General features: G+C 71.5%; 13 protein-coding genes. 3 read left to right on the top strand and 10 right to left on the bottom strand.

Features of this window, described 5'->3' with window-relative positions:
* Positions 1-48 precede the first annotated feature (48 nt).
* Positions 49-339, bottom strand: a complete 291-nt coding sequence (locus tag FHR33_RS07560) for an antibiotic biosynthesis monooxygenase (RefSeq protein ID WP_183645267.1) — start codon at positions 337-339, stop codon at positions 49-51.
* Between the two features lie 60 nt (positions 340-399).
* Here FHR33_RS07560 and FHR33_RS07555 point away from each other — a divergent pair, with 60 nt between their 5' ends.
* Entirely contained in the window at positions 400-1,032 is a 633-nt protein-coding gene (locus FHR33_RS07555) for a TetR/AcrR family transcriptional regulator (RefSeq protein WP_183645266.1), read from the top strand.
* A 112-nt stretch (positions 1,033-1,144) separates the two neighbouring features.
* Here the strand turns inward: FHR33_RS07555 and FHR33_RS07550 are convergent, their stop codons facing one another.
* Together FHR33_RS07550 and FHR33_RS07545 are read right to left on the bottom strand one after the other, a co-directional pair.
* A complete protein-coding gene (locus tag FHR33_RS07550) occupies positions 1,145-2,767 on the bottom strand; it encodes an ABC-F family ATP-binding cassette domain-containing protein (protein ID WP_183645265.1) in 1,623 nt (540 codons plus the stop codon).
* Between the two features lie 256 nt (positions 2,768-3,023).
* Positions 3,024-4,355: a serine hydrolase domain-containing protein gene (locus tag FHR33_RS07545; protein WP_183645264.1), complete on the bottom strand. Its 1,332-nt coding sequence runs from the start codon at positions 4,353-4,355 to the stop codon at positions 3,024-3,026.
* A gap of 62 nt (positions 4,356-4,417) precedes the next feature.
* Here FHR33_RS07545 and recD2 point away from each other — a divergent pair, with 62 nt between their 5' ends.
* Together recD2 and FHR33_RS07535 are read left to right on the top strand one after the other, a co-directional pair.
* Complete coding sequence (gene recD2 / locus FHR33_RS07540; RefSeq protein ID WP_312895406.1) at positions 4,418-6,613, top strand: SF1B family DNA helicase RecD2; 2,196 nt, start codon at positions 4,418-4,420, stop codon at positions 6,611-6,613.
* A 163-nt stretch (positions 6,614-6,776) separates the two neighbouring features.
* Positions 6,777-7,922 carry a L,D-transpeptidase gene (locus FHR33_RS07535; protein WP_312895405.1) on the top strand — a complete coding sequence of 382 codons (1,146 nt, stop codon included), beginning with the start codon at positions 6,777-6,779 and terminating at the stop codon, positions 7,920-7,922.
* Here FHR33_RS07535 and FHR33_RS07530 read toward each other — a convergent pair.
* The 7 genes from FHR33_RS07530 to FHR33_RS07500 all read right to left on the bottom strand — a co-directional run bounded on the left by FHR33_RS07530 (position 7,879) and on the right by FHR33_RS07500 (position 14,531).
* On the bottom strand, positions 7,879-9,225 hold the full coding sequence (locus FHR33_RS07530) for an FAD-binding oxidoreductase (RefSeq protein ID WP_183645262.1): 1,347 nt from the start codon (positions 9,223-9,225) through the stop codon (positions 7,879-7,881). The two genes, FHR33_RS07535 and FHR33_RS07530, sit on opposite strands and share 44 nt — an antisense overlap.
* Before the next feature lie 130 nt (positions 9,226-9,355).
* The gene (locus tag FHR33_RS07525; RefSeq protein ID WP_183645261.1) at positions 9,356-9,889 is read right to left on the bottom strand and encodes a copper chaperone PCu(A)C; all 534 of its coding nucleotides are present in this window, start codon (positions 9,887-9,889) and stop codon (positions 9,356-9,358) included.
* Positions 9,890-9,918: 29 nt separating this feature from the next.
* Positions 9,919-11,376 (bottom strand): basic amino acid/polyamine antiporter, encoded by a 1,458-nt coding sequence (locus tag FHR33_RS07520; RefSeq protein ID WP_183645260.1) that lies wholly within the window; start codon positions 11,374-11,376, stop codon positions 9,919-9,921.
* A gap of 32 nt (positions 11,377-11,408) precedes the next feature.
* Complete coding sequence (locus FHR33_RS07515) at positions 11,409-11,915, bottom strand: DUF1269 domain-containing protein (RefSeq protein WP_183645259.1); 507 nt, start codon at positions 11,913-11,915, stop codon at positions 11,409-11,411.
* A 174-nt stretch (positions 11,916-12,089) separates the two neighbouring features.
* The gene (locus tag FHR33_RS07510; RefSeq protein ID WP_312895404.1) at positions 12,090-12,605 is read right to left on the bottom strand and encodes a GNAT family N-acetyltransferase; all 516 of its coding nucleotides are present in this window, start codon (positions 12,603-12,605) and stop codon (positions 12,090-12,092) included.
* A 71-nt stretch (positions 12,606-12,676) separates the two neighbouring features.
* Positions 12,677-13,390 carry a phytanoyl-CoA dioxygenase family protein gene (locus FHR33_RS07505; RefSeq protein WP_183645258.1) on the bottom strand — a complete coding sequence of 238 codons (714 nt, stop codon included), beginning with the start codon at positions 13,388-13,390 and terminating at the stop codon, positions 12,677-12,679.
* Positions 13,391-13,412: 22 nt separating this feature from the next.
* Complete coding sequence (locus tag FHR33_RS07500) at positions 13,413-14,531, bottom strand: TetR/AcrR family transcriptional regulator (RefSeq protein WP_183645257.1); 1,119 nt, start codon at positions 14,529-14,531, stop codon at positions 13,413-13,415.
* Between the last annotated feature and the right edge of the window lie 83 nt (positions 14,532-14,614).

The raw sequence follows: 14,614 nt of genomic DNA, 5'->3' as shown, positions 1-14,614 counted from the left end.
TGTTCGGGGGAGCCCCGGCCCCTGGGTCCCGGGGCCGGGGTCGGGCGGTCAGAGCTCGTCGAGAATCTCGATGTCCTCCGCGGTGACCTCGCTGGCCACCGCGAACGCCGCGACGGCCGCCTCGGTGCCTGGCAGTGCCTGGCGGGCCGCCCGCAGGCAGGCGGCCGAATCCCAGCGCCAGACGCCGACCCACGTCTCGTCGCCGGTCCGGCCGAGACGCGCCTCGGCGAGGCCGGACATCGCGGCCCTGGTCGCGGAGACCAGGGCCGCGTGCCGGGCCCGGACCTGGTCGGCATCGGCGGGATCGGCCTGGAAACGGGTGACGGTGATGACGGACATGGCTGGACCTTATTTCTAGAGTTGACTTCTAGCTACTTAATCTAGAGATAGACTCTAGCCATGAGCGATGTCAAGCGGACGAACAAGCGGGCGCAGAAGGCGAAGGAGACGCGCCAGCGCATCCTCGCGGCGGCACTGGAGCTGTTCGTGCAGGACGGATACGGCGCGACGAACCTGCAGGACGTCGCCGACAAGGCCGGTGTCGCGGTGCAGACGATCTACTTCGTCTTCGGCAACAAGCGTGCCCTGCTGAAGGAGCTGGTCGACGTCACGATCGCCGGTGACGACGAGCCGGTGGCCACCATGGACCGGCCGTGGTACGCCGGCGCGCTGGCCGCCGACACCGCCCAGGACATGGTGCGCGCCTACGTCGCCGGCACGACCTCGGTCCTGGAGCGGGTCGCGCCGATCGGCCGGGTCCTGGAGGCCGCGGTGGCGAGCGACCCCGAGGTCGCCGCCCTGTGGCCGCACGACGTCGATCCGCGCTACGTCGTCCAGCAAGGGGCGGCCAAGGCCCTGGTCGCCAAGCCTGGCGCGCGGGCCGAGCTGTCGGCGGAGGAGGCCGCCGATCTGCTGTACGGCCTGCTCAGCCCCGAGCTGTACCTGCTGTTCGTGCACGAGCGCGGCTGGCCGCGTGAGCGCTGGGAGCGGTGGGCCGAGCAGACCCTGCGCGCCCAGCTCTGCTCCGGTTAGCTCCGCAGGCACGGCCTCACGGCGGCCAGGGGACCCACATGCCGTGACGAGCGGCGCGGCCACCGCCGTGAGGACGTGGAGTGCGTCGTGGACGTCGCGGCCGGCTCCGCGGTCAGAGGTGGAGCCGCGGCCAGGTCGCCGTGTCGCGCAGCAGTTGCCTGTCGTGGGTGGCCAGGACCACGGCGGCGCCCGTCGCGGCCAGCGCCTGGGTCAGCTCCTCCACCAGGGCCATCGACAGGTGGTTGGTCGGCTCGTCGAGCAGCAGGAGGTGTGGTCGCGCGCCCAGAAGTACGGCCAGGTCGAGCCGCCGTTGCTGGCCTACCGACAGCTCGCTCACCGGCCGGTGGGCGGCGCCGGAGGGGAGCAGGCCGAGCTGCGTGAGGCCGAGCCGCTCCGCCTCGTCGAGCTCGCCCGAGCTGACGAGCCGGCCCATGGCGGCGTCGTAGACCTCGAAGGCCCGCCGCCGCGATGGTGGCGGCGACTCCTGAGCGAGCACCCCCACCCGCGCCCCCCGCTTGCGCTGGACGGTCCCCGTGTCGGGTGCCAGCGTCCCCGCGAGCACGGCGAGCAGGCTCGACTTGCCGCAGCCGTTCGGGCCGGTCACCACGAGACGGTCACCGGCCCGCAGGAGCACCGAACGAGGCGACGGGATCCTGCCGTGCACCATCACCTCGTCGGCCCGCAGGAGCGTGGCCCCCTGCGGCGCGTCCAGGCGCGGCATCTGGAACCGCGACGGGGGCTTGGGAACGTCGACGACGTGAGCCTGGAGTTCCTCCTGCCGCCGGTGAACCGCCCGCACCAGGGCCGGCGCTCGGGTGGCGCGCGTGTGCTTGCCGGTTCCCTTCTCCGGCCGCCACCCGGTGGACAGCCGGTTCTGCGCCGCGGAGAGGTCCTGGGCGAGCCGCTGCCGCTCGCTCTGCTGATCCCGGTACTCGCTCTCCCATCGCTCCCGCTCGGCGCGGTGGCCCTCCCGGTAGCCGGCGTAGCCGCCGCCGTAGGTTCGGGGACGCCCGTCACTGGTCGGGTCGAGGTCCAGCACCGCGGTGACGATGTCGGCCAGCAGCGCCCGGTCGTGGCTGACCAGCACCACCCCGCCCTGATGCTCACGAAGCCTGGCGGTCAGGTGGTCGAGACCTCCTGCGTCGAGATGGTTGGTCGGCTCGTCCAGCAGCAGAAGATCGTGTCCCGCGCCCAGCAGGCAGGCCAGCCGGATCCGGTAGCGCTGGCCGACGGACAGCTCGGCCAGCGGACGGGTGCGGTCGTCCACCGCGCCGAGGGCGGCCAGCGAGATGTCGACGCGGCGGTCGGCGTCCCAGGCGCTGATGGACTCGGCGGCCGCGAGCGCGTCGGCGTAGGCCTGCTCGGCGCCGGGGCGTTCCTCGACGAGCGCGAGCGTGGCCGACTCGAACGCACGAAGCACGGCGCGTACCTGGGCGAGTTCGAGGTCGATCAGCTCGCCGACCGTGCGGTCGCCGCCGATCGGCATCTCCTGGTCGGCGACGCCCAGCGTGCCGGCCCTGTGCACCGAGCCGGAGTCCGGAGCCAGGGTGCCGGCGAGCACCTGGAGGAGCGTGGTCTTCCCGCGGCCGTTCTCGCCGACCACCCCCAGCCGATCGCCGGGGGAGACGGTCAGGTCCACGCCGGTCAGGACCGGTTGGCCGCCGCGGGAGAGGTGCAGGTCGGTGGCGTTGAGATGGGCCCGCGCACGAGCCGGTAGAGCAATGACGGTGGACATGCTTCCTCCGAGAGCAGGCTCTCGCGCGCCTCGGCACGACACATGGCGTGGAGACGGGGAACCCGGAGATGAGGGACGACGACAGGCATGCTCGGCCGCGCCCGGAATGCCCGCTTGTCGGGGCTCAGTCGGGACAGAACAGGCGGCCGAGGTCGTCGTCCTCAGAGGAAGTACAAATGCACGGAGCCAGGGTAGCCGATCCGCGAGCCGGCCGCCGCCGACCCCTGGGATCGGCGGCGGCCAGGGGCCTCGGCTGCTACGCGCTCCACTCCCCGGGTCCGCCAGGGATCGGGGCGGCGGGATCGTACGGCTCGCGGGTGAAGATGAAGGTGTTCAGGTCGAGGTAGCCGTCGCCCGCCCTCAGCACCTCTCCCGCGTAGTAGCCGTCGAGCCCGAGCCATGTGCCGTCCTGCTGGGCCACGAAGTGGGAGGCGCGTCCCACGCCGCGCAGGGGCGTCAGGGACAGGCCGCGCTCGGGCAGCAGCCTCAGCACGTACGGCGTCGGCCCCCAGTGCCACAGCCCCGTCATGGCCAGCAGGTCGGGGTCGGCGGCGACGGGCTCCCACGGCTCGGGCAGGCGCGGCTCGTGCTCGTCCAGGATGGCCAGCAGGTCGGTCAGCAGCGTGCCACGCACCCCCGAGGTGGTGTTGGCCATGAACAGCACGCCGACCCTCTCGGCGGGGTCGGCCCACACGGTGGCCAGGAAGCCGGGCATCGACCCGGTGTGGCCGGACAGGCGGCGTCCTCCGTCGCGCAGCAGTTGCAGGCCGAGGCCGTAGCCCGCGCTCCAGGCGTCGCCGTCGGCGACGGTGGCGGGTTCACGCATCTCGGCCAGGGTGGCCTTGCCGAGCACGCCGTCGCCCGACCCGGTCAGGAAGATCGCCCAGCGGGCCAGGTCGCCGGGGGTGGACCACAGCTGGCCCGCGGGCGCCATCGAGACCGCGTCGTGCTCGGGCTCGGCCAGCAGCACGTCGGCGAAGGGATGCACCGCGTAGCCGCTGGCGTGCGGGGCGCGCGGCCTGGCGGTGGTGTCGTTCATCCCCAGCGGCTCGAGGACCTCGCGGCGGACGGCCTCGAGCCAGGGCATGCCGCGATGGCGGGCCACCAGCTCGCCCAGCAGCCCGTAGCCGAGGTTGGAGTAGTGGAAGCGGCGGCCCGGCCGGTGCCTGGAGTTCTCGGGGCCGAGCCTGGCGAGCAGCTCGTCGGTCGGCAGCCCGGGCGTGCGCTCCCACCACTCGGTGGGCGGCTCGGCCGTCAGGCCGGCGGTGTGCGAGAGCAGCTGGGCGATCGTCACCTGCTCGAAGGGGGTGCCCTCGACGTGCTTGCCGATCGGGTCGAGCAGGTCGACCAGGCCCTCGTCACGCAGCCGCATGACGACGGTGGCGACCATGCTCTTGGTGATCGAGCCGAGGCGGTACTGGGTGTCGAGGGTGGGCTCGCCCTCGCCGACCCTTCCCCTGCCGCCGAACCACGCCACCTCGCCGTCGCGCACGACGGCGGCCGTCAGCGACGGCACCCTGGACTCACTCTGCTCCACGGCCAGCCTGCGCAGCAGCGCCCTGGCGGTGGACTCACCCACTTGGCTCATAACGCCGAAGAGTACCGAGAGAGCAGGGAGACGCTGAAAAGATCGCCTTTAGGATGGTCGGCGTGGAGAACGGCAGCGTGCTGGAGGCGGTGCTCGAGCGGATCACCTACGCCAACGAGGAGAGCGGCTACACCATCGCGCGCGTGGCCACCGAGCGTTCGGGCGCGGAGCTGCTCACCGTGGTGGGGCCGCTGCTGGGCGCGCAGGTCGGCGAGTCGCTGCGGCTGACCGGCCGCTGGACCTCCCACCCCCGTTACGGCAGGCAGTTCGAGGTGTGGTCGTATGCCACCGTGCTTCCGGCCACGGTGCAGGGCATCCGCCGCTACCTGGGCTCGGGCCTGATCAAGGGCATCGGCCCGAAGATGGCCGAGCGCATCGTCGACCACTTCGGCACCGACACGCTCGACGTCATCGAGACCAGCCCCGAGCGCCTGGTCGAGGTGCCGGGCCTGGGCCCCAAGCGCACCAAGCTGATCGCCGTCGCCTGGGAGGAGCAGAAGATCATCAAGGAGGTCATGATCTTCCTGCAGGGCGTGGGCGTGTCCACCTCGATCGCGGTGCGCATCTTCAAGCAGTACGGCGAGGCGTCGATCTCGGTCGTGCGCGGCCAGCCGTACAAGCTGGCCGACGAGGTGTGGGGCATCGGCTTCAAGACCGCCGACACCATCGCCCAGGCGGTCGGCATCCCGCACGACAGCCCCGAGCGGGTCAAGGCGGGCCTGCGCTACACCCTGTCGCAGGCCGCCGACGACGGCCACTGCTACCTGCCCGCCCCCAACCTCGTCGGCGACGCCGTCAAGATCCTCGAGGTGACGCCCGAGCTGGTCAAGAGCTGCCTGGAGGAGCTGGTCGCCGAGGAGGGCGTGGTCCGCGAGGACATCCCCGCGGGCGACAACGTGGTGCCCGCGGTCTACCTGCTGCCCTTCCACCGCGCCGAGCTGTCGCTGGCCGGCAGCCTGCTCACCCTGCTGCGCACCGGCCGCGACCGGCTGAAGGGCTTCGCCGACGTCGACTGGGTCAGGGCCGAGCAGTGGCTGCACGGTCAGACGGGCGCGGAGCTGGCCACCGAGCAGCGTCAGGCGGTGCGCCTTGCCCTGACCGAGAAGGTCGCGGTGCTGACCGGCGGCCCCGGCTGCGGCAAGTCCTTCACCGTGCGCTCCATCGTGCTGCTGGCCCGCGCGAGGAAGGCGAAGGTCATCCTGGCCGCCCCGACAGGACGGGCGGCCAAGCGCCTGTCGGAGCTGACCGGGCACGAGGCCACCACCGTGCACCGCCTGCTGCAACTGCGTCCTGGCGGTGAGGCCACCTTCGACCGCGACAACCCGCTGGAGGCCGACCTGGTCGTGGTCGACGAGGCCTCCATGCTCGACCTGCTGCTGGCCAACAAGCTGGTCAAGGCCATCGCCCCAGGAGCTCACCTGCTGCTGGTCGGCGACGTCGACCAGCTGCCCTCAGTCGGCGCGGGCGAGGTGCTCAAGGACCTGCTGGCCGCCGACGACATCCCCCGCGTACGGCTGACGCAGATCTTCCGCCAGGCGCAGGAGTCCGGCGTGGTGGTCAACGCCCACCGGGTCAACACCGGCCGCCACCCGGTGCTGGAGGGTATGAAGGACTTCTTCCTGTTCCCCTGCGAGGAGCCCGAGGAGATCGCCACGCTCACGGTGGACGTGGTCGCGCGCCGCATCGCCCGCAAGTTCGGCCTCAATCCCCGCCGCGACGTGCAGGTGCTGGCGCCCATGCACAGGGGCGCGGCCGGCGCGGGCGCGCTCAACCTCGCCCTGCAGGAGGCGCTGACCCCCGCGCGTGAGGGGATGCCCGAGCGGCGCTACGGCGGGCGCGTCTTCAGGATCGGCGACAAGGTCACCCAGCTGCGCAACAACTACGACAAGGGCGCGGCGGGCGTCTTCAACGGCACCGTCGGCGTGGTCACCGACATCCGCCCCGACGACCACAAGCTCACCGTCCTGACCGACGAGGAGGAGAGCGTCGACTACTCCTTCGACGAGCTGGACGAGCTGGCCCACGCCTACGCCGTCTCCATCCACCGCTCCCAGGGCAGCGAGTACCCGGCGGTGGTCATCCCGCTGGCCACCAGCGCGTGGATGATGCTGCAGCGCAACCTGCTCTACACCGCGATCACCAGGGCGAAACGCCTGGTGGTGATCGTCGGATCGCGCCGGGCGCTGGCCCAGGCCATCCGCACCAAGGGCGCGGGACGCCGACACACGGGTCTGACTCACCGCCTGTCAACTGGTTGACGCTCTTAGGTGTCCTAATTGTTACCGAACTCTCCCATATGATTCGGCATCTAACAGGTATGACCAATAAAGTCTTGTGGTGCGCTTTGCTGTTCTGGGGGAGAGATCTGTGTTGAGTGTTGCGCCAGCTTGGAGGAGGCCCGTCGCCGGAGTCGCGGTCGTCGTGGCCGCCGCTTTGACGGCGTCCTGCTCGGGCGGCCCAGCCGCCCCGGGCGGGCCCGCCGCAGCTGGGAAGTCGGCGACGGCCTCGGCCTCGCCCGCTCCCGCCATCAAGATCAGCCCAGCGCAGGGCAGCTCCAAGGTGAAGCCGAACAAGAAGGTGGTCGTCACCGCCTCGGGCGGCGCGCTGGACGAGGTGGTCGTCCAAGGCGGCGGCAAGCAGCTCGAAGGCTCCTTCAACGCTGACAAGACCAAGTGGGTCTCCAAGGAACCGCTGAGGCCGACCAGCAGCTACAGCGTCTCGGCCAAGGCCGGGACGACGACGGCGGCGGCCAGCTTCAAGACCCTCAAGCCCGAGGTCGAGCTCGAGGTCGCCGACGTCACCCCGAACCAGAAGGGCGAGAAGGTCGGCGTGGGGGCGCCGATCATCCTCACCTTCAACAACCCGGTCTCCGACAAGGCGGCCGTGGAGGGGGCGTTGGAGGTCGAGGCGGAAAAGCCCGTCGAGGGCGCCTGGCGGTGGATCAACGACAAGACCGTCATCTACCGCACCGCCAAGTACTGGCCCGCCCACCAGGACGTCAAGCTGACCGCGCGCCTCAACGGCGTGCAGGGCGGCAAGGACATGTACGGGGTGAAGGACTACACCACGACCATCAAGATCGGCGCCAAGCAGATCAGCAAGGTCAACACCAAGACGCACATGATGTACGTCTACCGCGACGGCAAGAAGGTCAAGACCATGCGCATCAGCGCGGGCATGGCCACCACGCGGGAGTACACCACCACCTCGGGCGTCCACCTGACCATGGAGCGCGCCAACCCGGTCCGGATGATCTCGCCCGGCCGCAAGAAGGGCGACCCCGGCTACTACGACGTGATGATCAACCACGCCGTGCGCATCTCCAACTCCGGTGAATACGTCCACGCCAAGAACAACGTCTGGGCGCAGGGCAGGCAGAACGTCAGCCACGGCTGCATCAACTCCCGCCCCGACCAGGCCAAGTGGTTCCACGACACCATGCAGCGCGGCGACGTGGTCGACATCACCGGCACCAACCGCGAGCTGGAGTGGAACAACGGCTGGGGCTTCTGGCAGCTGTCGTTCAAGGAGTGGAAGAAGGGCTCCGCCCTCGAGGAGACCCGCTAGCCGGGGCGATGTTGTGGCTGCGGCCCAGGACGTTGCCGGGATCCCACTCCCGCTTCACCTCGGCCAGTCGCGCGTGGTCGGCGGCGGTGTAGGCCGTCGCCGTCCTCGACGGGTCGTACAGGAAGTTCAGGAACGTGCCGCCCATGGCGTGCGGCCGCAGCGCCCTGGCCACCTCCCGCTGGTCCCCTTCCACCTGTTCGCGCTCGTCTGAGCCGTCGAGCACCGAGGTCGCGATCACCGAGAACGGCACCCGCCGATGCCCCACGGGCCCCGCTCCCGGCTCGGGCCTGGCCATCGCGCCGCCCCAGTGTCGCACCTCGATCGCCGTCAGCGTGCCGTCCGCGCTCTTGACGATCGTGTCGATCGCCTCGTCGCTCACCTGCTCCAGCAGGTCGATGTGCTGGAGCACGGCCATCGGAGGCGGAGGGGGGCCGCCGAAAGCGGTGGCGGCCTCGGCGAAGCTCATCGTGGCGAACTCTCCGCCCAGCGAGGGCCCGGCCACCTCCAGCAGCGACTCCAGCGCGTGCTCGCCGCCGTCCACGCAGAAGGCCCGGACGGCAAGCACCCAGCCGCGGCCCGGCATGCGCATCAGGATGACCGAGGTGTTCAGCTCGTCCGGCTCGGTCAGCGCCCACTCCCTGTAGCGGGCCAGGGTGTCGGCCGCCCGCTCGAAGGGGAACAGCGCCATCCCCGCGTGCACCCGGCCCACCGGGTGCAGCCTGAACTCCAGCGAGGTCACCACCGCGAAGTTGCCTCCGCCGCCGCGCAGCGCCCAGAACAGCTCCGGGTGCTCGTCGGCGCTGACGGTGACGCTGTGCCCTTCGGCGGTCACGACCTCTGCGCCGATCAGGTTGTCGGCGGCGTAGCCGTGCAGACGCGACAGCCAGCCCGCCCCGCCGCCCAGGGTGTAGCCGGCCACGCCGATCGCGGGGGTGCCGGAGACGGGCGCCAGGCCGTACGGCGCGGCGGCGGTGATGACGTCGGACCAGATCGCGCCCGCGCCCACCCGGGCGGTGCGCCGCTCGGGATCGACCCGCACCGACGCCATCGGTGTCGTCTTGACCAGCACGCCGCCGTCGGTGGGCACCAGCGTGCCGTGCCCGGTGGACTGGACGGCGAACGGCACCTCGCGCTCGCGCGCCGTCAGCAGCGCGGCCCGCACGTCACCGGGGCCGGCCGCCTCGACGACGACGGCCGGCCGATGATCGACCAGCCGGTTCCACGGCCGCCGCTCCGCCTCGTAGCGCTCGTCGCCGGGGGCGTGCACGGCGCCTTCCACCCGTTCACGAAGGATGTCGTTCATGCTGTCGATCGTCGCCCGGCCCACCCCGCCCGGTCGTCGTCCCAGGGAAGGCTCCTTGCGTACGGCAGGCGAAGTAAGTAGCCCCGTCTGCCGGCGGGTGACCGCCCCTGGCGGCGCAGGTCCTCGGCCGCTACCCGGGAGCCGGCGAGCCCGCCCCACGGCTCAGCGGCAGCACGGGGACGCGCAGCGTGATGGTCCCGGCGGAGGGGAAGCGGAAGGTGACGTCGATCGGGGTGGCGCCGAGCGGCCGGTGGATGCCGACCAGCTCCAGGTGCGGCCGGTCATGGCCCTCCTGCAGGCTGACGGTGCGGCGGGCGGGCAGCGTCACCGCGATCGGCTGCGGCTGCTGGTCCCCTTCGCGGTAGACGACGCTGTCGGCGTGCACGGTGCTGACGCCGTTCAGGACCTGGTCCCTGTCGCTGTTGTTAACCAGCGTCACGTACAGGCCGAGGTCGTCGCCCGTCTTCTGCGCGTCCATGGGCGGGGCCAGGACGTGGGCGTGGATCAGCTGCACCGCGCCGACCTGCCCGTCGACCAGGCCGCCGCGGTCCCACTGGTCGGGGCCGCGTTCCTCGGCGCAGGCCGCGCACACCAGCAGCAGACAGGCCGCCACCACGGCCCGCAGCGCCGCACGCCGTCCGCTCGTTCGATGTGACCTGGTCATTGTCGTCCCCTGTGGTCCTGGCGAAAGGTTCAGATGGTGATGAGGCCACTGGCGAGGCCCGCGACGCCGATGACCGCCCCCACGACGGCCACCACGAACAGCACCAGCTCGGCGGGGGAGAAGACCCTCCTGCCGCGTTCGCGCCTGGTGATGATGAACAGGATCGTGCCCGGCGCGTAGATGACGAACGACAGCAGCAGGAACTCCAGCCCCGCCGCGAAGATCAGGAAAGCGGTGTAGACGACGGCCAGCGCCGCCACCACCAGGTCCTTGCGCCGCGCCCGCGCCTCCCTCTCGTAGCCGTCCCTGGTGAGGGTGAGCTTGAGCGCGTACCCGGCGGCCAGCAGGTACGGCACCAGCGACAGCGAGCTGCACAGCTTCAGCGTGAAGGTGAAGGCGTCGTCGGAGAACAGCGTGATCGCCAGCACGGCGGTGACCAGCACGCTGGTCATCACCAGCGCGGTGACCGGCGCGCCCTGCCGGTTCTCGCGCTTGAGGAAGGCCGGCATGTCATCGTCCCTGGCGGCCACGAACAGCACCTCGGCGGCCATGAGGGTCCAGGCCAGGTAGGCGCCGAGCACCGAGACGATGAGCCCGACGCTGATGAGGGCCGCGCCCCAGCCCCCGACCACCGACTCCAGCACCCCTGCCACGGACGGCTGCCGCAGCCCGGTGAGCTCGGCCTTGGACAGGGTGGCGTAGGACAGGATCGTCACCGAGGCGAACAGGGCCAGGACGCTGAGGAAGCCGAGCACGGTGGCCCTGCCGACGTCCTCGCGCCTGCGGGCGTAGCGGGAGTAGACGCTGGCGCCCTCCACACCCAGGAAGACGAAGACCGTCACCAGCATGGTCGCCTTGACCTGCTCGAACAGCGCTCCGGCCGAGCGTTGCTGCCCGCCCCAGAAGTTGGCGCCGAACACGTCCGCCTTGAAGGCGACGGTGAGGATCACCACGAACAGCAGCAGCGGCACGAGCTTCGCGATCGTGACGATCTTGTTGATGGCGGCGGCCTCCTTCACGCCGCGCACGATCATGAAGTGGAAGGCCCACACGCCGACGACCGAGACGGCCACCGCCAGCAGCGTGTCTCCCTCGCCGAACCCCGGCACGGCCGCGCCGACCGTGGACTTGATCAGCACCCAGTACGACACGTTGCCGACACAGGCGCTGGCCCAGTAGCCGAAGGCGGAGAAGAAGCCGGGGAACTCGCCAAATCCCGCCTTCGCGTAGGCGTAGACGCCCGCGTTGAGTTCGGGCTTGCGCACGGCGAGCGTCTGGAAGACGAAGGCGAGCATCAGCATGCCGGCTCCGGCGACCGTCCAGGCGATCAGCGCGCCGAGCACGCCGGTGGCCTGGGCGAAGTTACGGGGCAGCGAGAACACCCCGGCGCCGACCATCGAGCCGACCACCATGGCGGTCAGTGTCAGCAGCGGCAACTTCTGAGCGCTGGAGGTCTGCGCGACCGCGCCGCTCGTGTGCTGGCTCATGTGCTCAGCCGTCCGAGCGTGAAGCCGGTGGGTCAGCGGGCCGCGGCGGCCGACCGGGCGGCCTCGACCGACTCACGCAGGGATGCCTCGGCCTCCGCGCTGAGCGAGGTCTGGATGATCTCCCCGCCGTAGGGCGCGACCTCGGCGATCACCTTGTCAGGGGTGCTCTGGACGACCAGCAGGAACAGCGTGGCGCTGCCGGGCTGCATGCGCTGGCCCAGGTCCCTCATGAAGGAGTCGTCCACGCCGATGTCGGTCGCCGCGCCGCCGGCCGCTCCGGCGGCCGCGCCCACCGCCATGCCCAGCAGCGGGGCCAGGAACAGCAGGCCGATCAGCCCGCCCCACAGGCTGCCCGCCGCCGCGCCGCCGCCGACCGTGCTGCGCAGCTGGTGAAGTTTGATCTTCCCGTCGGGCTTCTTCTCCGCCACCGCGGCGTCGGCGAGCGTGATGAGCTTCTCGCGCTGCATGTCGAGCAGGCGGTCGCGCACCCGCGTGGCGGTCTCGACGTCCGGATAGGCGATGGCGATGAGATTGCTCATGAGGTCCCCGATTCTTCGACTGCCCCTGCGCGGGGTCGGTGTCTGGGGGGAGACGTGCGCGCCGCCGTCCGGGGCCCTGATCGAGGCCAGCCGCGACGCGCATACGCCATCATTCCGTCTCAAACCCTCCGTCAATCCCTGTGGCGGAGTTCCTTTACCAAAAGGGGCCCGTGGTCACAGCCGTACGGGGTCGGAGACCCTGCGCTCGAGCACCTGCCCTGGCCACTGACCCACCGTGAAGGTCTGCGCGCGCCGGAAACCGCAGCTTTCGTAGTAGCGCACCAACTGCCCGTCGTCACCGGCGTAGCAGTCGACGCGCACGAGGTCCACGCCCTGCTCTCTGGCCTCGCCCACTGCCAGGTCCAGCAGCGCCCTGCCCACGCCGCGCCCGTGGAAGCGCTGGTCGATGACCAGCCCCTGCACGTACAGCTCGGGTTCGTCGGCCGCGCTGACGTACGGCAGCGGCCCGCCGACCGTCATGCACCCGGCCGCCTCGCCGTCGATCACGGCGATGCGCATGCCCTCACCCTCGGCCCAACCGGCCACCTGCCCGACACGCTTGGGGTCGGCGGAGAAGGGCTCGCTGCCCCACTGTCCGGTCCTACCCTGTGCCACCAGCCACTCGATCGCGCTGTCGAACATCCGCAGCACCGCCGCGACGTCTCCTGGTCCACCTTTGCGAATATCCACGCCGAGATCATAGGGCGCGCGTGCGGGCTACCCGCGCGCGGAGTCTCGCCGCGCTGCCGACGCCGAGCCGCTCACCGTACGGCCCTGGCCAGCGGGGTGTCGGCCGAGGGGTCGAGCGGCGCCGACAGGAAGACCGGTGTCTGCGCCATGAAGCGCGGCCTGGTGCCGAGGTGCTCCTGGGCGGCGTGCACGGTCAGCGGGTGCACCAGGTAGACCTCGCCCGGCGCGCCCGTGGCGTGGGCCAGCGGCCGATGCGCGCTGGCCGCCTCGACCAGCCGGCTGGCCGGCACGTGCTCGTGGACGCCCTCGCCGAGGGCCGCGATCGAGTCGCGCTGGGAGCCCACCCTGATGCGTGTGGGCGCGTCGTCGGGGCCGACCTCGGAGAACAGGATGAGGATCAGCAGCGTGGCCGAGCGGGCGCTGACCGCCCAGCTGCCGTCCTCGCGCATGACGTTCAGGTCGAGGTGCCAGCCCCTGTCGTCGGCAGGGGGCACCTTGGGGAAGCGGATGGGGATGTTGCCGCAGCTGCCGCTCTTGCGCCAGCCGCCCTGCCCGCACACCTCGTCCAGCGCCCGCGCCAGCTCGGGCGAGTTGATGATCTGGCCGAACGGCCCCTCGCCCGTCAGGTCGGCGGCCCATCGGACGGGCTCGGTCCACCCGGACGGGTCGTCGGGCGTGAGCCCGATCTGCTTCCACAGCAGCGCCTGGGCGGCCAGCCCGACCTCGTCGGAGGCTGCCCGGATCTTGACGAAGCCGTTGGCGACGAAATCCTCGCTGATTGCCATGCAGGTCACGCTAGCAACCGGGTCAATCGTTTTTCGGGGCGAAGGAGCGGCGTGCGAAGTCCTCCTCGTGCAGGGCTTGCGCGGCGGCGTGGCAGGCCCCGCGACCGTCGGCCCTGGCCACCACGCGCGCGGCCCTGACGGCGATCGCGGCCTCGGTGCCGTCGCTGACGGCGCTCAGCCCCGCCGCCGTCGCCAGCTCGCCGCTGTCGTCGAAGACCACCCGCAGGCGCGGCCAGTCCCGCGGCGCGAAGGACTGGCGCAGGCAGTGCCGCAGCTCGGCCATGACGAGCCTGGCCAGCGGCGCGAGCTCCCCTGGGTCGCCGGTGACCATGGCGAGGGTCACCGGCGCGCCCTGCGGCGCGGCCCGCACCGCCTCCTCGACGGCCTCCAGCCGGTGCAGCCCGAGGACGGCCAGCACGCCGTCCTGCTCGAGGGGCACGGTCTCGCCGCGCAGCGCGTCGGCGATCGCGGGAGGTGACCACGGCTCGTCGGCGGGGCGCGGATGCGGAGCCCACGGCAGGTGCGGGGGCGGCCAGGTGTCCTGCAGTTCGAGGCCGGCCAGGCGTTCGCAGGCGCTGACGACGTTGAACGGCTCGACGAAGCCGGGCGCGGCGGCGGCCAGCTGCGCGGCGCCGTACAGGGTGGTCAGCGCCGCCTCGGCGACGCCCACCAGGCGGGCGGGCGGCGTCCGCGGCGAGCCCACCCGCTCCATGGCCAGCCCCAGCAGGATCGCCTGCAGCTTCAGCAGCTGCGCGAACGGCAGCCTGGTGCGCTCGTCGGCGATCACCTCGGCCAGCAGATCCATGCCGAGCCCGGTGCTGCCGTGCCGGTCGTCGGTGGTGAGCGGGAGCCTGGCGACCCAGGCGCGGGCGAAGGCGCCCAGCGCCTGGCCGGGCCGCATGTCCTGCTGGGGCCGTGGCGACTCGGGAGCCTGCTCGGCGAGCTCGGCCAGGACGGCGAAGTACAGGGCCCGCTTGCCGGGGAAGTTGGAGTAGACCGCGCCGCGGGTCAGCCCCGCGCGCTCGGCGATGCCGTCGACCTTGGCCTCGCGAAAACCGCGTTCGGCGAACTCCTGCCTGGCCGCGCTCAGCACCCTGGCCCGGTTGAGCTGTTGCGTCTGCGCCCTGCTGAGCCGCTCCATCGCCCTCCTTCGCGTTGCCGTCCTTCACGGATCCAAGATACCGTGACCATTCAGATGACATCATCATCTGTTATTAACATCTA

The sequence above is a fragment of the Nonomuraea dietziae genome (assembly GCF_014195505.1).
GTDB classification, from domain to species: Bacteria; Actinomycetota; Actinomycetes; order Streptosporangiales; family Streptosporangiaceae; genus Nonomuraea; species Nonomuraea roseola.
This window is presented reverse-complemented; position numbering and strand designations above follow the sequence as displayed.

Coding starts and splice junctions, on each gene's coding strand:
- FHR33_RS07505 (WP_183645258.1), bottom strand. CDS start 13,390: ATGGCAATCAGCGAGGATTTCGTCGCCAACGGCTTCGTCAAGATCCGG.
- FHR33_RS07545 (WP_183645264.1), bottom strand. CDS start 4,355: ATGAGCCAAGTGGGTGAGTCCACCGCCAGGGCGCTGCTGCGCAGGCTG.
- FHR33_RS07550 (WP_183645265.1), bottom strand. CDS start 2,767: ATGTCCACCGTCATTGCTCTACCGGCTCGTGCGCGGGCCCATCTCAAC.
- FHR33_RS07560 (WP_183645267.1), bottom strand. CDS start 339: ATGTCCGTCATCACCGTCACCCGTTTCCAGGCCGATCCCGCCGATGCC.
- FHR33_RS07555 (WP_183645266.1), top strand. CDS start 400: ATGAGCGATGTCAAGCGGACGAACAAGCGGGCGCAGAAGGCGAAGGAG.
- FHR33_RS07530 (WP_183645262.1), bottom strand. CDS start 9,225: ATGAACGACATCCTTCGTGAACGGGTGGAAGGCGCCGTGCACGCCCCC.
- FHR33_RS07520 (WP_183645260.1), bottom strand. CDS start 11,376: ATGAGCCAGCACACGAGCGGCGCGGTCGCGCAGACCTCCAGCGCTCAG.
- FHR33_RS07525 (WP_183645261.1), bottom strand. CDS start 9,889: ATGACCAGGTCACATCGAACGAGCGGACGGCGTGCGGCGCTGCGGGCC.
- FHR33_RS07500 (WP_183645257.1), bottom strand. CDS start 14,531: ATGGAGCGGCTCAGCAGGGCGCAGACGCAACAGCTCAACCGGGCCAGG.
- FHR33_RS07515 (WP_183645259.1), bottom strand. CDS start 11,915: ATGAGCAATCTCATCGCCATCGCCTATCCGGACGTCGAGACCGCCACG.